17 protein-coding genes are annotated in these 14993 nt (G+C 72.4%); 6 read left to right on the forward strand and 11 right to left on the reverse strand.

What is annotated here, in order from left to right:
• Window positions 1–13 precede the first annotated feature (13 nt).
• Window positions 14–247 (reverse strand): EF-hand domain-containing protein, encoded by a 234-nt coding sequence (locus Nocox_RS14120; protein WP_020546270.1) that lies wholly within the window; start codon window positions 245–247, stop codon window positions 14–16.
• 48 nt (window positions 248–295) lie between these two features.
• Window positions 296–2482 carry a molybdopterin cofactor-binding domain-containing protein gene (locus Nocox_RS14125; RefSeq protein WP_020546271.1) on the reverse strand — a complete coding sequence of 729 codons (2187 nt, stop codon included), beginning with the start codon at window positions 2480–2482 and terminating at the stop codon, window positions 296–298.
• 95 nt (window positions 2483–2577) lie between these two features.
• Between Nocox_RS14125 and Nocox_RS14130 the strand changes: the two genes are divergently transcribed.
• Window positions 2578–4071: a PucR family transcriptional regulator gene (locus Nocox_RS14130; RefSeq protein WP_020546272.1), complete on the forward strand. Its 1494-nt coding sequence runs from the start codon at window positions 2578–2580 to the stop codon at window positions 4069–4071.
• Between the two features lie 62 nt (window positions 4072–4133).
• On the opposite strand, the gene Nocox_RS14135 is transcribed toward Nocox_RS14130, so the two are convergent.
• The 6 genes from Nocox_RS14135 to Nocox_RS43700 all read right to left on the reverse strand — a co-directional run bounded on the left by Nocox_RS14135 (window position 4134) and on the right by Nocox_RS43700 (window position 8375).
• Window positions 4134–4748 (reverse strand): sporulation delaying protein family toxin, encoded by a 615-nt coding sequence (locus Nocox_RS14135; RefSeq protein ID WP_020546273.1) that lies wholly within the window; start codon window positions 4746–4748, stop codon window positions 4134–4136.
• 84 nt (window positions 4749–4832) lie between these two features.
• Window positions 4833–5225: a thiol-disulfide oxidoreductase DCC family protein gene (locus tag Nocox_RS14140; RefSeq protein ID WP_020546274.1), complete on the reverse strand. Its 393-nt coding sequence runs from the start codon at window positions 5223–5225 to the stop codon at window positions 4833–4835.
• Window positions 5222–6259, reverse strand: coding sequence for a sporulation-delaying protein SdpB family protein (locus Nocox_RS14145; RefSeq protein ID WP_020546275.1), 1038 nt, complete (start codon window positions 6257–6259; stop codon window positions 5222–5224). Before Nocox_RS14145 ends, Nocox_RS14140 begins: the two co-directional genes overlap by 4 nt.
• The gene (locus Nocox_RS14150; protein WP_157383378.1) at window positions 6253–6759 is read right to left on the reverse strand and encodes an SdpA family antimicrobial peptide system protein; all 507 of its coding nucleotides are present in this window, start codon (window positions 6757–6759) and stop codon (window positions 6253–6255) included. The genes Nocox_RS14145 and Nocox_RS14150 overlap by 7 nt, the downstream gene beginning before the upstream one ends.
• A 120-nt stretch (window positions 6760–6879) precedes the next feature.
• Complete coding sequence (locus Nocox_RS14155) at window positions 6880–7506, reverse strand: sporulation delaying protein family toxin (protein WP_084685868.1); 627 nt, start codon at window positions 7504–7506, stop codon at window positions 6880–6882.
• A gap of 737 nt (window positions 7507–8243) precedes the next feature.
• Complete coding sequence (locus tag Nocox_RS43700) at window positions 8244–8375, reverse strand: hypothetical protein (protein WP_020546278.1); 132 nt, start codon at window positions 8373–8375, stop codon at window positions 8244–8246.
• Here Nocox_RS43700 and Nocox_RS14160 point away from each other — a divergent pair.
• The 4 genes from Nocox_RS14160 to Nocox_RS14175 all read left to right on the forward strand — a co-directional run bounded on the left by Nocox_RS14160 (window position 8374) and on the right by Nocox_RS14175 (window position 12974).
• Window positions 8374–9717 carry a helix-turn-helix domain-containing protein gene (locus Nocox_RS14160; RefSeq protein WP_085996062.1) on the forward strand — a complete coding sequence of 448 codons (1344 nt, stop codon included), beginning with the start codon at window positions 8374–8376 and terminating at the stop codon, window positions 9715–9717. The genes Nocox_RS43700 and Nocox_RS14160 overlap by 2 nt on opposite strands.
• 43 nt (window positions 9718–9760) lie before the next feature.
• Complete coding sequence (locus Nocox_RS14165; RefSeq protein ID WP_020546280.1) at window positions 9761–10372, forward strand: copper resistance CopC family protein; 612 nt, start codon at window positions 9761–9763, stop codon at window positions 10370–10372.
• Window positions 10369–12342, forward strand: a complete 1974-nt coding sequence (locus tag Nocox_RS14170) for a bifunctional copper resistance protein CopD/cytochrome c oxidase assembly protein (RefSeq protein ID WP_020546281.1) — start codon at window positions 10369–10371, stop codon at window positions 12340–12342. The genes Nocox_RS14165 and Nocox_RS14170 overlap by 4 nt, the downstream gene beginning before the upstream one ends.
• Before the next feature lie 194 nt (window positions 12343–12536).
• Window positions 12537–12974, forward strand: coding sequence for a sensor histidine kinase (locus Nocox_RS14175; protein WP_020546282.1), 438 nt, complete (start codon window positions 12537–12539; stop codon window positions 12972–12974).
• A 9-nt stretch (window positions 12975–12983) separates the two neighbouring features.
• Here the strand turns inward: Nocox_RS14175 and map are convergent, their stop codons facing one another.
• Entirely contained in the window at window positions 12984–13832 is an 849-nt protein-coding gene (gene map, locus Nocox_RS14180) for a type I methionyl aminopeptidase (RefSeq protein WP_026214971.1), read from the reverse strand.
• Window positions 13833–13837: 5 nt separating this feature from the next.
• Here map and Nocox_RS14185 point away from each other — a divergent pair, with 5 nt between their 5' ends.
• A complete protein-coding gene (locus tag Nocox_RS14185; protein ID WP_033410747.1) occupies window positions 13838–14041 on the forward strand; it encodes a hypothetical protein in 204 nt (67 codons plus the stop codon).
• A gap of 12 nt (window positions 14042–14053) precedes the next feature.
• Here Nocox_RS14185 and Nocox_RS14190 read toward each other — a convergent pair whose 3' ends face one another.
• Both Nocox_RS14190 and Nocox_RS14195 read right to left on the reverse strand, forming a co-directional pair.
• On the reverse strand, window positions 14054–14698 hold the full coding sequence (locus tag Nocox_RS14190; protein ID WP_020546285.1) for a cyclase family protein: 645 nt from the start codon (window positions 14696–14698) through the stop codon (window positions 14054–14056).
• Entirely contained in the window at window positions 14695–14946 is a 252-nt protein-coding gene (locus Nocox_RS14195; protein WP_020546286.1) for a CBU_0592 family membrane protein, read from the reverse strand. Before Nocox_RS14195 ends, Nocox_RS14190 begins: the two co-directional genes overlap by 4 nt.
• Between the last annotated feature and the right edge of the window lie 47 nt (window positions 14947–14993).

Genomic DNA, 14993 nt, shown 5'->3' on the forward strand with positions numbered 1-14993 from the left:
GCGCCGGACAAGATCACGCCTTCTCGTGCCTGCCGTGGCCGACGAGCCCGACGAACTCCTCCAGGCCGATCGTGCCGTCGCCGTCGCGGTCGGCGGAGCCGATGAACGCCTCGATCTCGCTCTCGGACGCGCCCTGCCCGCCCAGCGCCTCGTTGGCGCTCCGGATCTCCTCGGCGGTCAGCAGGCCGTCGCCGTCGGTGTCGAACCGGCGGAACTCGGCCTCGGCGGCCTCACGCGCGCTCGTCATGTGATGCACCTCCCCGTCGGGCCGGGCCCTTCCGGCCAGACCCTTTCGTCAGGACAAGGCGATATCCTCCGGCCTGATCGGAACGCGCGTCAACCGGAGCCCGGTCGCCGCCCGCACCGCCGCCGCGACGGCCGGGGTCGAGGACAGGGTCGGGGGCTCGCCCGCGCCGCGCAGCCCGTACGGGGCCGCCGGATCTGGATTTTCCAGGATCTTCAGTTGCATGGGCGGCATGTCGAGGATCGTGGGGATCAGGTAGTCGGTGAACGACGGGTTGGCCACCACGCCGTCGCGCACCTGGATCTCCTCCATCAGCGCCAGCCCGAGCCCCTGCGCCGACCCGCCGTGGATCTGGCCCTCCAGCGCCTGCGGGTTCAGCACCCGGCCGACGTCCTGCACCGCCGCCAGCTCCACCACCTTGACCAGGCCCAGCTCCACGTCCACGTCCACCACGGCCCGGTGCACGCACAGCGCGAGCTGCGTGTGCGAGTCGCCCTGCCCGGTCACCGGGTCCATCGGGTACGTCGGCCGGTGCCGGTACTCGCGCGTCTCCTCGATCGGCCCGTACCGCTCCAGCGCCTCCCGCGCCGGCAGCCCGCCGAACCGCGCCCGCACGGCCTCGCAGGCCGCCCGGACCGCGCCGCCGGTCACGTACGACTGCCGCGACGCCGACGACGACCCCGCCGACCCCACCGAGGTGTCCGCCGTCGCCACCGTGACGTCGGGGATGCCGAGTTCCGTCCGGGCGATCTGGGCCTGCACCGTCACCAGCCCCTGACCCACCTCGGCGGCCGCGGTGTGCACGGTGACGTGCGGCTCGCCGTTCACCAGCTCGACGCGCACCCGGGCGGTCGAGTAGTCGTCGAAGCCCTCGGAGAAGCAGATGTTCTTGATCCCGACGCCGTAGCCGACGCCGCGCCGCACCGACTCGCCGTGCGTGGTCTGGGACACCCCGCCCGGCAGCGCCCGCAGATCCCCGTCCGGCGGCCCGCCGGGCAGCGGCATGGCCTCCAGGTCGCGCAGCATGTCCGCCAGCGGCGCCGGGGAGTCGATGAGCTGGCCGGTGATGAGCCGCGAGCCCTGCGTGACCGCGTTGCGCACCCTGATCTCCACCGGCGACAGCCCGCACGCCTCGGCCAGCCGGTCCATCTGCGACTCGTAGGCGTAGCACGCCTGCACCGCGCCGAAGCCGCGCATCGCGCCGCACGGCGGGTTGTTGGTGTAGACGCCGGTCGCGACGACGTCCACGTTCGGCACCTCGTACGGGCCCACGCCCAGCGAGGCCGCGTTGCCCACCACGGCGGGGGAGGAGGAGCAGTACGCCCCGCCGTCCAGCAGGATGTCCGCCTTGACGTAGACGAGCCTGCCGTCGCGGGTCGCGCCGTGCTCGTAGCGCATCCGGGCCGGATGGCGATGCACGTGCCCGAAGAACGACTCCTCGCGGCCGTAGCTCATCTTGACCGGGCGGCCGAGGCGCAACGCCAGCATGCAGGCGTGCACCTGCATCGACAGGTCCTCGCGGGCGCCGAACGCGCCGCCCACGCCCGACAGCGTCAGCCGCACCTTCTCCGGCGGCAGGCCCAGGCAGGGGGCGAGCTGGTCGCGGTCCACGTGCAGCCACTGCGTGGCGACGAACAGGTCCACGCCGCCGTCCTCGGCCGGGACCGCCAGGCCCGCCTCCGGGCCGAGGAACGCCTGGTCCTGCATGCCGACCTCGTACTCGCCGGTGACCACGACCTCCGCCTCGAAGGTGTCGCCGGCCCGTACCGGCTGGCGGCGCACGATCTCCGTCGCCCGGCGCGGGTCGGTCACCGGCTCGCGCACCTCGTACTCGACCACGATCGCCGCGGCCGCCCTGCGGGCCGTCTCGGGATGGTCGGCGGCCACCAGCGCCACCGGCTCCCCCTGGTAGCGCACCTGGCCGACGGCCAGCACCGGCTGGTCCTTCAAGTCCAGGCCGTAGAACTTCTCGCCGGGGACGTCCTCATGGGTGAGCACCGCGTGCACACCGGCGATCTTCAGCGCCGGGCCGGGGTCGATGGAGCGGATCCACGCCGACGGATGCGGGCTGCGCAGCGTCGCGCCCCACGCCATGCCGTCGATCCACAGGTCGGAGGCGTAGGCGAACTCGCCCGTCACCTTCAGCGTGGCGTCCGGCCGCCTGGCGCTCTCGCCTACGCCGCTCGGTGTCGTGTACGCCGTGCCCGCCGTGCCCGCCGTGTACGCCGTGTCCGTCATACCTCCGAGTAGAGCACCGTCCCCGTGGCGGGTCCTATGCACGCCGCTGAAATCCCGGTCAAAGCCTGTAACAACCGGCTTGTATATTCCTCCAAGTGCGGATCCGTGACCTGCTGGACATTCCCGGCCTGCGGCTGAGGCTGCTGACCGGCGACGCCGACCGCGAGTTCGGCACGGTGCACATCACCGACCTGCCCGAGCCGGGGCGCTACCTGTCGGGCGGCGAGCTGGTGCTGACCGGGCTCATGTGGCGGCAGGCGCCGGAGGACTCCGCGCGGTTCGTGACCGCCCTCGCCGAGGCCGGCGTCGCCGCCGTCGGCGCGGGCGCCGCCCTGCTCGGGCACGTGCCCGACGACCTCGTGGCCGCCTGCGCGGCCGCCGGCCTGCCGCTGCTTGAGGTGCCGACCGAGGTCTCCTTCCGCACGCTCACCGAGCTCGCCGCGCCCCGCCCGCCCGGCGACGTACGGGCCGCGCTCGGCCGGCACCGCAGGCTCGTCGCGGCCGTCGCCGAGGGCGCGGACCTGCGCGAGCTGTTCGAGCTGACCGCCGCCGAGCTGGGCGTCACCGGCGCCGTCGTGACCGCGTCCGGGCAGGTCGTCGTGGGGACGGTGGCCGAGCCCGAGCAGGTCGCGCGGGCGTACCTGACCGCGCCGCGGCTGCCCGCCCGCGCCCACGGCCGCACGATCTTCGCCGTGGGCCGCGGCCACCGCGCCGCCGGCTGGGCGCTGGCCCTCGACGGCGACCTGCTCGACCGCGCCGACCTCGGCTACGAGCTGGCCGCCTGCGTCGGACTCGAACGCACGCGCATGGAGGAGGGCCGCCGGGTCGAGCGGCGCCTCGCCGAGCAGCTCGTCGTGGCCGCGCTCGCCGACGCCGACCCGGCCGAGCTCAACGCCCGCCTGCGCACCTGCGGCCTCGACGCGGCCGAGCCGTACGCGGTGGTCGACGTCAGCGTGCCCCGCCCCGGCGCCACCCGGGGCCCCGACCCCGCCACCCTCGGCGGGCAGGTCGTGGAGGAGTTGCTCGGCCGCGAGGTCGTCGCGGCGGCCGGGGCCGGCGGCGCGGTGGCCGTGGTGCCGCTGCGCGGGAGCACCGCCGACGAGCTGGCCGCCCGGCTGCGCGCCGCCGCCGAGGTGCTGTCCGCGCTGCCGGGCACCCGCGTGTGCGCCGGGCTGAGCGGGTCGCTCACCGGGGCGGCGGCGCTCAGGGGCGGCGTCGAGGAGGCCGGGCACGCCCGCCGGCTCGCCGAGGCCCGCGGCGGCGGCGTGGTGACCAGCGACGAGATCTACACCCACGCGCTGCTGCTGGCCACCGTGCCGGGCGACGTGCGCCGTTCCTTCGCCGCCCGGCTGCTGTCGCCGCTGCTCGACTACGACCGCAGCCACCAGTCCGACCTCGTGCGCACGCTTGGCGTCTTCCTCGACTGCGCAGGATCGTGGAACGCCTGCGCCGAGCGGCTCCACGTGCACGTCAACACGGTCCGCTACCGGGTGCGCAGGATCGAGGAGCTGACCGGCAGGAACTTGTCCACGATGGCCGACCGGGTCGACTTCTTCCTCGCCCTGCGCGACACGGGCCCGCCCCGGTAGCCCGCGACGCACGCGCGGCCCCGCGCGATCCCGGATCGGCCGGGACCGCGCGGGGCCGGGCGTCAGGCCGTGAGCCGCTCGGCCACGAGGTTCACCAGGCGCTCCCGGTCGATCCGGGCCGCGTTCGTGTCCAGCGTGGCGCCCTTCAAGCCCTCCACCTCGATGACGTTGTACTCCCGTATCGCGTTGAGGACCTTGTAGACGTTCATGATCTCGTAGACGTAGCCGTTCCCCGTCGTCCAGGTGTAGGTGACCAGGCCGGCCGCCTGTTCGGCGGCGGTCGGCTCGGCCCGGGCCCCGAGCCGCTCCGTCATCGCGGCGCCGGTGACGTCCTGCGCGGAGGCGAAGGCCCGGTTGATACGGACGCGGTCGCCACTGGTCATGTCCTGGCCGAAGGCGGCGAAGAAGCCCGGATCCTGTGCCTCGACCGCCGCCACCAGTTTCTCGGCGAACCGTTCCTGGTCCGCGTTCATCGCGTCCGCCGGCCGCCCGAGCTCAGGGAACCTCTCGGCCACGGGCCCGACTCCGAGGATCAGGCCACGGTAGACGGCCTTGCCGTCATGGCGTTCCTGCACCGTCGTGGCCGAAGCCGTCTCGACGGCGCCCACCGTCACAGCTCCGGCCGTGGCCATCGTCACCGCGGCCAGCGCGACGGCCGTCAGTCTGATTCTCCGCATTTCAGCCCCTCCATGGGATCGCATCACCTGTCCTCGGCCGTTCGACCGAGGACTCCTGGACCGTTGGGTACGCGTGGCGCCGGGTCAAGGCCGGTCGCCCCCGATCGAGCACATGGCGGTTCCTCCCGGCAGGCGGTGTCGCGTACGGGCCACCACGACGTACACCAGCCGGGCCGCCCACGACGTCGGGGGCGTCGACAACAGCCGCCCGAGCCACCGCCACCGGCGCGAAGGCTGCCGGGCCAGCAGCGCGGCGAAGGCCAGGGCGCCGCCGGCCGGCGCCCTGCCGGGCTCGACCCACCAGGCCGCACCCGTGACCTGCGACAGCGAGAGCTCATGCGCCTCGAGGTCGAGGTCCTGCCAGGCGGCGACCTGCGGCCAGACCGGAAGCACGCCGCGGAGCCGGCTCAGCGCGTTGGCGCAGAACCCGCAGTCGCCGTCGTAGACCAGCAACCCGGTCGACGGCCGGGCCGTCACGGGCGTCCGCCGGAGGCCGGGCCGGTTCCGCCCATGCCGGCCGCAGCCAGCTCGTCGCTCGCGGGGCCGTCGGGGCCGGCCGTCTCCTCCTCCGCCCGAGGGCCCGGCGCCGGCCGCGCCGCCCGCGCCCACTTGGACGGAACGAACTCCGCCAGGCGGGAGAACCGGATCGGCAGGTCGACCGGCCGCAGGAAGAGGATCAGGCAGGCGTGCATCGCCAGCATGAAGCTGCCGAGGCCCATGAGCAGTCCGATGGCGAGGTGGAAGGCCAGCCCCGCGGCCAGCAGGTACGGCCTGACCGGCCGGCGGGCGATCATCCCGAGCGCGAGCGCGAACTCGATGACGAGCGGTCCCCACGTCATCGCGGTGACGCCGACCGGGTCGATCAGGATGGGCGTGAGCCAGGGCCTGGCCCAGCCCGGCATGCCGAAGAACGGGTCGGTGAGCCAGTACCACAGCCCGGTGCCGTCGGCCCATTCGGCGTGGCTCAACTTGGCCACCGAGGCCTGGAAGTACAGCCCCGCGACCTGGAGACGGATCACGAAGAAGGTGGTCCAGGCGAAGAGCGTGAGGACGGGCCGGCCGCTCACGGCGGCGGGTGGCCCCCAGTGCCACCTGCGCCCGTCCAGCAACGCGATGGGCAGCAGGAGCAGGGTGATGACCGCACTGATCTGATCACCGCCGTCGGGGATGGTGGCCGACGCCATGAAGCTCACGGTGACCCACCAGTGTCCCAGGGCGGTGAAACGCGGACGCCAGCCGATGACGACGAGCAGGAGCAGGCCGATGGACAGGAAGCGGGCGAGCTCCAGCTGGCCGTCGGGAACCAGGCAGAAGATGCTGAAGCGGGCAAGTCCGCTGCAGTTGGGGTAGTCCGGCATGCCCTGTGCGGGGCGGAACACCGAGCTGCTGTGACTGAACAGCAGCGTTCCGAGGGTGCCGAGCGCCATCAGGGTACGGGCCAGGCCGTAGACGTTCGTCCAAGGCGACACCTGCGCGATACGCGCGGCGGCGCGACCTGCTCTGATCAGCACGAGACCTCCAGTCGGGCGACCTTGGCGGGCATGACGGTCTCGCTCCCGGCCCACGCCCAGGGGAGGGGGTCGCGCTGTACCAGGCCGACGGGACCGCAGTGGACGGGGCGCGGCGCAGTATTGCGAATGGTCACCGCGACGGGCGCGCGATCGAGGCAGGCGCTGACGTCGTCGCCCTCGCACGGCCGCCACGCGTCGGCGGGGACGGCGGTCTGCATGATGCCCAGCTCCAGCCCCTGCGAGCGGGAGCGCCGGTTGAAGCCCAGCGCGTTCCACGGTTCCGAGTGCGGGCCGAGCCGGGCGTCCCGCCAGCCGCCGGCGGCACGCTGCCATACGCCGACCTGCGGCTCACGGGGGGATTTGGTGAAGAACGCCCACCCCTGCGGGGTGAGGGTGATGATGGTCAGCCTCGCCGACTCCTGTCCCGGTAGCCGGATGGCGTTGCTCGGCAGCTGGGTGTGCACCACATAGAAGATCACCGCCACCCATGCGGCGATCATGGCGAGGAGTGAACGTCCGAGACGTTTGGCCACGGCGTTTTCGATCAACGGAGTCTCCGTGGGGTCAAGGGGCCCCGCCCGGCACCTCGATCGGCTCCGGGGACCGGGCGGGGCCGATGGTCAGGCTGAAAGCCGCTCGGCGACGAGGTTCACGAAGCGCTCCCGGTCGAGCCGGGCCATGTCCTTGCTCACGACGGACTCGGTCCAGTTCTCGATCTCGTAGACGTTGGACTCGCGGACCGCGTTGGCGACCTTGTACACGTTGACGATCTCGTAGACGTTGCCGAGGTAGACGGCCACGACCCAGATCGCCAGGCCCGAGGACTGCGCGGCCGCCGTCGACTGGGACTTGAGCCCGAACCGCTCGGCCATCGCGGCCCGGGTGACGTTCTGCGCGGAGGTGAAGGCCCTGTCGATGCGGACCCGGTCACCGCTCGCCATGTCCTGCCCGAAGGTGGTGAAGAAGCCCGGGTCCTGCTTCTCGACCGCCGCGATCAGCTGATCGGCGAACTGTGCCTGCACCGGGCTCACCCCACCCGCGGGCCGGCCGATCTCCGGGAACTTCTCGGCCACCGGGCCGATCCCGAGGATCAGGCCGCGGTACACGGTCTTCCCGTCGTAGCCGTGCTGGGACACCGCCGCCGCCGGCCCGGCCGGGGCCGCTCCAGCGGCGTTGACCGGCACCGCTCCGGCGGCGACCACCGCGAGCGCGGCCAGCGACACCGCTAACATCCTGGATTTGCGCATGCTGAACTACCTCTCTCCATCGATGCGAGGCACGGGTCCACTCACGTCCCAAGGTGCGGACCCGTGCGTGGACGAACGGCTGAGGCCGCTCTCCCGCCCGGCACGCGACCGGCCGGCAGGAAGGACGGTTTCCGTCACCGTTCTGCGGCTGCGCGCCGCGATCCGGAGAGTTTCAAAGATCATTGCAGGTTCGCTTGGAACGGAGTTGTCCCTCACTGGTGCAAGATCAACTCAAGGTTCCCACCTGGCTTTTTCCGCGGGCGTGCGTGCGAAAGCCCGGCGGGCGTGCGCCGGCCGGGCCGCGATGGACGACAGCCGGCGGGTGGGACCGCCGGCATTTCGGGCGTGTGCGGGCCGTCTCCATCACCGGCCGGCTGTACGCACGGTGTCTCGGCGGGGCCGGGGCGAAGGGTGGGGGGTGCCGGCGAGCGGCGGGCGGCGGGCGCGGCTTGCGGTGACCGTGGCCGGGCTCGAAGGCAGGCGGCGCATCGGGACGGCAGGCGGATGACGATCCCTCGCTCAGGCAGCGTGATTCGCCGGCCTGCGCGATAAGGGAGGGAGACGATCTGGACCGTGTCCAGAACCCGCGCCTTCACGCTGCGCGGGGAATGCGGAGGAGGAGCGACAGCAGAGGGGACGCGACGGGATGACGCCGGCTCCTGCGGAGGATCCGGCCTGCGGTCACGGTGCGGTTTTCGTGCTCGGAAGGCTCGTGCGCCCCCTCGTGCCGGTTCAGCTCAGCAGCAGTAGATCTCCTGGGCGGAACTGATGGAAGACGTGTCGGCACTCGCGGCCGTAACATTGCTTCCAATGGTGACCACGACCGTGATCGCGGTCACCAGGGCGGACAGGGCAATGCGCATACGCATGGGGGTTCTCCCTCGCCTATGTAGTTGCTCGGACATATCTTCTCAGGGAGCGACGACTGTGACCACATCTGACCTAGTCGGACTCCGCATTAAGACGGTTAGGCGACAACGCGGCCTGTCACAGGCACAGTTGGCGCATCCCGAGTTGTCGGACAGTTACGTCTCGTTGATCGAGAGTGGAAAGCGTACCCCGACCCCTGCCGTCTTGGAGCTGCTGGCCCAGAAACTCGACTGCTCGCTGTCCTATCTGATCAACGGCGTGACCGCCGAGCAGATGGAGGACATCGAGCTCGCCCTCGGGTACGCGCGCCTGGCGCTCGAGAACGGCGAGGTCACCGAGGCCCGCAACCGCTTCGCGGAGCTGCTGGCCAACAACAACCTGACAGGGCTCACCTCGCTGCGTCAAGAGGCGGAGTTCGGCCTGGCGCTCGCCACGGAGGCCTGCGGCGACCTCGCCGAGGCCACCGCCATCCTGCTCCGGCTGCAGGAGAGCGAGCTTCCCGCCGACCGGCGCATCGAGGTCGCGATGGTGCTCTGCCGCGTCTACCGGGAGAGCGAGCAGCTCACCAAGGCGGTCGAGGTGGGCGAGCGGATGCTGCTCGGCAGCACCCGCCAGCCCTGGGCCGACGGGCTGGTCGAGCTGGGCGCCACGCTGCTGGCCGCCTACATCGAGCGCGGCGACCTGCTGCGCGCCCGCCAGTTCGCGGCCGAGCTGCTCAACGCCGCCGACGCGCTCGGCACGCCGCGCGCGATCGTCGCCGCCAACTGGAACGCCTCCAGCGTCGCCTACCTCACCGGCCACCTGGAGGAGGCGCTGTCCCTCGCCGAGCGGGCCCTCGCGGTGCAGCTGGAGAACGGCAACCCGCGCAACGTCGCCCGCATGCGGGTGTCGTTCCTGCGCAAGCGGCTCACGGCCCGGCCCGCGGAGGCGGCGGCCGTGCGCGACGCGCTGCGCGCCGCGCTCGACGAGTTCGAGCAGACCTCGACGAGCACCTTCGACCGCTGCCACCTCAACCTCGACCTGGCCATGGCCGAATACCTGTGCGGCGACTACGACGAGGCCGTCGAGCACGCCAAGCTGGGCAGGAACCTGCTGCCGGAGTTCGGGCACGCGCTCGGTGCCGAGGCGGGCCTGCTGCTCGGCCGGGTCTACGGCGCGGTCGGCCGCACGGAGGAGGCCGCCGAGCACGTCGCGTCCGTGCGCGACTGGCTCACGCCGCTGCCCGACTCCCGCCGCTCCGCCTCCACCTGGTACGCCACCGCGGCCACCATGGAGGAGCTGGGCGACACGGAGGGCGCGGTGGAGGCCTACCAGCGGGCGCTCGCCTGCGTGGGGCTGTAGGGGGGTCCGGACCGGGCAGTGGCGTCGGTAGCCTGGGGGTGCCATGAAGAAATCCCCGTTCGCGGCCCTCACCGCGATACTCGCCGCCCTGCTCGCGTCCGGACTGCTCGTGGCCGGCACGGCCGGCCCCGCGCTGGCGCACGACTCGCTGAAGAGCAGCTCCCCGGCCAAGGGAGCCGAGGTCGAGTCCCTCGACGAGGTCCGGCTGGAGTTCACCGCCCGGGTGCGCATGCCGTTCGTCGTGCTGCGCGGGCCCGACGGCGCCCAATACCAGGCCGGCGAGCCGGAGCAGGAGGGCGCGGTGGTCCGGCAGGCGGTCAAGTCGCCGCTGCCCGGCGGCAAGTACACCCTCGCCTACCGCGTCGTGTCCTCCGACGGCCATCCGATCGAGGGCGAGATCCCGTTCACGGTCAAGGCCCCCGCCGAGGAGACCCCGACGGCGAGCGCCGAGCCCTCGTCGCCGGCCGCCCAGCCGGCCGCGCCGGTCCCGTCCGAGGCGGCGCCCGCGTCGTCGGCCGCCACCGATCCGTCCGCCACACCGGCGGCGGCCGAGGACGGCGGCCCGTCGTTCCCCGTCTGGCTGATCATCGTGATCGGCGCCCTCGTCGGCATCGGCATCGGCTTCCTGTTCAGCGCGCGGAAGAGCAAGCCATGAGCAGGGCGGCGCGGCTCGGCCTCGCGGGCGTGGCGGTCGCGGTCGCCGCCCTCGCCCTCGGCATGATCGCCGGCGGCACGGCCTTCCCCAGGATCATCCCCGGCCTGCCCGACGCCGGCGCGGTGGTCCGATGGGGCCTGCCGATCTCCAAGATGCTCATGGACGTCGCCGGCCTGCTCACCGTGGGCCTGCTGCTCATGGCCACCGCGCTGCTGCCCAGCGACAAGGGCATGCTCGGCGCCCCCGCGCTCGAATACGTCAAGGCCGCCTCCTGGGCGGCGCTGACCTGGGCCGGCGCGGCGTTCCTCGCCATCGTCCTCGGCGCCGCCGAGTCCATCGGCCGCACCCTGCCGCAGGTGCTCGACGGCGTCCTGCTCAGCAGCTACGCCACCCAGACCACGCAGGGCGTCGCGCTCACCCTCGTCGTGCTGTTCGCCGTGGCCATCGCGCTGTTCTCGCGCGGCGCGATCACCGCGGGCGCCTCGGCGGGGCTGCTGGTGCTCGCCCTCGTCACGATGCTGCCGCCGCCGCTGACCGGCCACACCTCCTCCTCGCCCAACCACGACCTGGCCACCACGTCGGTCGCGCTGCACCTGCTGGCGCTCGCCCTGTGGGTGGGCGGCCTGGTCGTCCTGGCCGGTCACGCCCTGCGCCGCGAGCCGCAGCTCGACCTGGCCGCCGCCCGCTTCTCCCGGATGGCGCTCTGGTGCTACGCCGGGGTCGGGCTGTCCGGCGTGTTCGCGCTGATCGCCCGGCTGGGCGCGCTCTCCGACCTGTGGACCGACGAGTACGGCCTGCTCGCCGTCGCCAAGATCGTCGCGTTCGTGCTGCTCGGCTACGTCGGCTACTGGCACCGCCAGCGCACGCTCGCCCAGCTCCGGGCCGGCGAGCCCGGGGCCTTCGCCCGGCTGGCCGGCGGCGAGACGCTGCTCATGCTCGCCACCGTCGGCCTGGCCGTCGCGCTGTCGCGCACCCCGCCGCCCGACTACAGCATCCCCGCCGACCGCGCTTACGACCTGCTCGGCTTCCCGCTCCCGCCGGAGCTCACGCTCGGCAGGGTCTTCACCCTGTGGTGGCTCGACCTGTTCTTCGCCCTGGTCGCCGCCGCGCTCGCCGGGCTCTACGCGGCCGGCGTCGTACGCCTGCGCCGCCGCGGCGACGCCTGGCCCTGGGGCCGCACCGTCTCCTGGTTCGCCGGGGTGGCGCTGCTGGTGTTCGTCACCCAGAGCGGCCTGGCCCGCTACGCCAAGGTCATGTTCGACGTGCACATGATCGAGCACATGACGCTGTCCATGGTCGTGCCCATCTTCCTCGTCCTCGGCGGGCCGGTCACGCTCGCGCTGCGCGCGCTCAAGCCCGCCGCCAGGAAGGGCGACCGGGGGCCGCGCGAGTGGATCACCACGATCCTGCACAGCCGCTACACCAAGGTCGTCACACATCCGGTCGTCGCCACGGTCATCTTCGTCGCCTCGACGTACGCGCTGTACTTCACGCCGCTGTTCGAGTCGGCCATGACCGAGCACCTCGGTCACATCTGGATGACCGTGCACTTCCTCGTCAGCGGATGCCTGTTCTTCTGGGTGATCATCGGCGTCGATCCCGGCCCCAACCGGCTTCCGCACGTCGGCCGGCTGCTCATGCTCTTCGTCACGATGCCGTTCCACGCCTTCTTCGGCATCGCGCTGATGATGACCGGCTCCGTCATCGCCTCCGGCTGGTACGACCAGCTCGGCCGCACCTGGGGCGACACCCTGCTCCAGACCCAGCAGGACGGCGGCGCCATCGCCTGGGGCTTCGGCGAGATCCCGACGCTGATCGTGCTGCTGGCCATCGCCTTCCAGTGGTACCGCGACGACGACCGGCAGGCCCGCCGCTCCGACCGGCGCGCGGACCGGGGCGCGAGCGACCCCGAACTCGACTCCTACAACGCCTACCTCGCCCGCCTCAACAGGGCCGACCGGGGCGAGTAGCCGATCGGCCACGGCCTCCTATCTTCGGTTACAAGTCTCTGGACCGCCAGGTAGCCTTTCTCGCAGGGGAGAGGGGCATAACCCCGTCAGCCAGCGGCGCGCAGCCTTGAGGGGGGACGCGCGACCGGGTGGATCGCCGGAGTGGGGACCGGCGTGGGGTGCCGAGGAAGGCGAAACCAGTGAAAGAGACGCGGATGCGCGGGGGGCAAAGCCTGGCTGAGGCGCTCGAGAGCTACCTCGCCGAGTGGGGGGAGCGGTCGGGGATCGCCGTGGAGACCTGGGCCCTGCCGGCCGGCGACGTTCCCGCGAGCGTGTCCGCCGGGGTCATGACCGCCATGCGCGAGGCCCTCGACAACGTCGAGCGGCACAGCGGCGCCCGGACCGTCTCGATCGCCGTCACGGCGGGGAGCGGCGGCGTGCGGGTCACGGTGAGCGACGACGGCCACGGCTTCCCCGCCACCGGCTCTGCCACCGGCCCTGTCACCGGCTCTGCCACTGGGCAGGCCGTCGGCGGCGGCCACGGCATCGCCCGCATGCGGGCGGCGTTCGCCGAGGTCGGCGGCAGCCTGTCGGTCAACAGCGTGCCGGGCGAGGGCACCACGGTCACCGGAGTGGTGCCCAGACGCCCGTGACGGGGCCCCTCAGGGCAGGGTGAGGATCTCGCTGCCGGTCTCGGTGACCAGGATCGTGTGCTCGAACTGCGCCGTGCGCTTGCGGTCGGCGGTGACGGCCGTCCACTTGTCGGGCCAGATCTCGTATTCGATGGTGCCGAGCGTGAGCATCGGCTCGATGGTGAACGTCATGCCGGGCACCAGTTCCACCCGCAGCGACGGGTCGTCGTAGTGCGGCACCATGAGGCCGGAGTGGAAGGTCTCGCCGATGCCGTGGCCGGTGAAGTCGCGCACCACGCCGTAGCCGAACCTCTTGGCGTACGCCTCGATGACGCGGCCCACGACGTTGAGCTGGCGGCCGGGGGCGACGGCCCTGATGGCCCGCATCATGGCCTCCCGGGTGCGCTCGACCAGCAGCCGCGACTCCTCGTCGACCTCGCCCACCAGGAACGTCGCGTCGGTGTCGCCGTGGACGCCGCCGATGTAGGCGGTGATGTCGACGTTGACGATGTCGCCGTCGCGCAGCACCGTGTCGTCGGGGATGCCGTGGCAGATGACCTCGTTGATCGAGGTGCACAGCGACTTCGGGTAGCCCTTGTAGCCGAGCGTGCTGGGGTAGGCGCCGTGGTCGAGGAGGAACTCGTGGCCGACGACGTCGAGCTCGTCGGTGGTGACGCCCGGCCTGACGTGCCTGCCGACCTCTTCGAGGGCCTGCGCGGCGATCCGGCCCGCCACCCGCATGCGCTCGATCATCTCGGGGCTCTTCACGTCGGACTCGCCGGTCTTGGGGCGCTTCTTACCGACGTACTCCGGCCGCTCGATGTGGGCGGGGACCTTTCGCATGGGCGAAACTCGCCCGGGCTGGAGCAGTGTCGTCATGAACTATGAGTCTACGGGGCAGAATTGACCTCGTGAGCGAAGGCCAGTGGTGGTTCTGTCTCAAGCACATGCGGGTCGAGCCCGACCAAGGCTGCCCCAACAAGGACCGGATGGGTCCCTACGCCTCGGAGGAGGAGGCGGCCGGGGCGCTGCAACGCGCCGCCGACCGCAACAAGGCGTGGGACGAGGCGGAGCAGGACGACGACTGATCCGCGGAGCGGTCACAGCACCGCGTAGGCCCGTACGGGAAAGGTCCCCATGCCCGCGATCATGGGGGGCGCGGCGTGCAGGCGGAAACCCTCCTCGGGCAGGGCCGCCAGGTTCGTCAGGTGCTCCACCAGCGGGATCCCCGCCGCCAGCAGGATCGTGTGCGCGGGGCGTTCGCCGTGCGGCGGGGTGTCGTCGATGTTGAGCGAGTCGATCCCGACCAGCGCCGCGCCCTGCTCGGCCAGCCAGGCGGCCGACTCCGGCGCCAGGTAGGGGTGGCCGCCGACGTAGGCGTCGGTGCCGAAGTGGCGGTCCCAGCCGGTGTGCACGAGCACGGCCTTGCCGCGTACGTCGAGGCCGCGGTCCACGGTCACCGCGCGGCCCGGCCCCTCGGCCCGCACCACCAGGCCGGGCAGGTCGGCGAGCCGGTCCAGCGGCGTCCCCGCGAGGTCCGGGCCGTCGGGGTAGCGGTGGAAGGGCGTGTCCACGTACGTGCCGGTGTTGGCGGCGAGGGTGATCGTGGCGATGTGGAACTCGGTGCCGGGGGCGTACAGCGTGCGCGAGTCCTCCCTGCTCAGGTGCACGCCCAGCCGCGGGGCCGGGATGCCGGGGTAGGTCACCAGGCCGTCGTGGACGCGGTGGCTGAGCTCGACGATCATCTGGTGGCTCCGACCTTGGCGAGCTTGACGAGGGCGAGCACGCCGATGGCGGCCCAGACGAGGTTGAGCCCGGCCGACGGCCAGGCGGCGCTCCAGGCGCTGTTGACCATGAGCCCGACCGAGCCGAAGAGGTTCATGAGCTGGTAGGTCAGCCCGTCGCCGTGGATGCGCCCGGACGAGACGAGGGCGTAGGCCGCGAGCAGGACGGCCGCGCCCGCCCAGCCGACGACCGCGAGGAGGAGATCCATGGGCCGATTGTCCCGGCGGTGTGCGGTAAAGCACAAATAAAGAAATC

It is taken from the genome of Nonomuraea coxensis DSM 45129, from assembly GCF_019397265.1.
Lineage (GTDB): Bacteria > Actinomycetota > Actinomycetes > Streptosporangiales > Streptosporangiaceae > Nonomuraea > Nonomuraea coxensis.

Excerpts from the sequence above, each read along its gene's own strand:
- Nocox_RS14120 (WP_020546270.1), bottom strand. The coding sequence starts at position 247 with ATGACGAGCGCGCGTGAGGCCGCCGAGGCCGAGTTCCGCCGGTTCGAC.
- Nocox_RS14125 (WP_020546271.1), bottom strand. The coding sequence starts at position 2,482 with ATGACGGACACGGCGTACACGGCGGGCACGGCGGGCACGGCGTACACG.
- Nocox_RS14135 (WP_020546273.1), bottom strand. The coding sequence starts at position 4,748 with ATGCGGAGAATCAGACTGACGGCCGTCGCGCTGGCCGCGGTGACGATG.
- Nocox_RS14150 (WP_157383378.1), bottom strand. The coding sequence starts at position 6,759 with ATGATCGCCGCATGGGTGGCGGTGATCTTCTATGTGGTGCACACCCAG.
- Nocox_RS14155 (WP_084685868.1), bottom strand. The coding sequence starts at position 7,506 with ATGCGCAAATCCAGGATGTTAGCGGTGTCGCTGGCCGCGCTCGCGGTG.
- Nocox_RS14160 (WP_085996062.1), top strand. The coding sequence starts at position 8,374 with ATGGGGGTTCTCCCTCGCCTATGTAGTTGCTCGGACATATCTTCTCAG.
- Nocox_RS43700 (WP_020546278.1), bottom strand. The coding sequence starts at position 8,375 with ATGCGTATGCGCATTGCCCTGTCCGCCCTGGTGACCGCGATCACGGTC.
- Nocox_RS14165 (WP_020546280.1), top strand. The coding sequence starts at position 9,761 with ATGAAGAAATCCCCGTTCGCGGCCCTCACCGCGATACTCGCCGCCCTG.
- Nocox_RS14170 (WP_020546281.1), top strand. The coding sequence starts at position 10,369 with ATGAGCAGGGCGGCGCGGCTCGGCCTCGCGGGCGTGGCGGTCGCGGTC.
- Nocox_RS14175 (WP_020546282.1), top strand. The coding sequence starts at position 12,537 with ATGCGCGGGGGGCAAAGCCTGGCTGAGGCGCTCGAGAGCTACCTCGCC.
- map (WP_026214971.1), bottom strand. The coding sequence starts at position 13,832 with ATGACGACACTGCTCCAGCCCGGGCGAGTTTCGCCCATGCGAAAGGTC.
- Nocox_RS14185 (WP_033410747.1), top strand. The coding sequence starts at position 13,838 with ATGAGTCTACGGGGCAGAATTGACCTCGTGAGCGAAGGCCAGTGGTGG.
- Nocox_RS14190 (WP_020546285.1), bottom strand. The coding sequence starts at position 14,698 with ATGATCGTCGAGCTCAGCCACCGCGTCCACGACGGCCTGGTGACCTAC.
- Nocox_RS14195 (WP_020546286.1), bottom strand. The coding sequence starts at position 14,946 with ATGGATCTCCTCCTCGCGGTCGTCGGCTGGGCGGGCGCGGCCGTCCTG.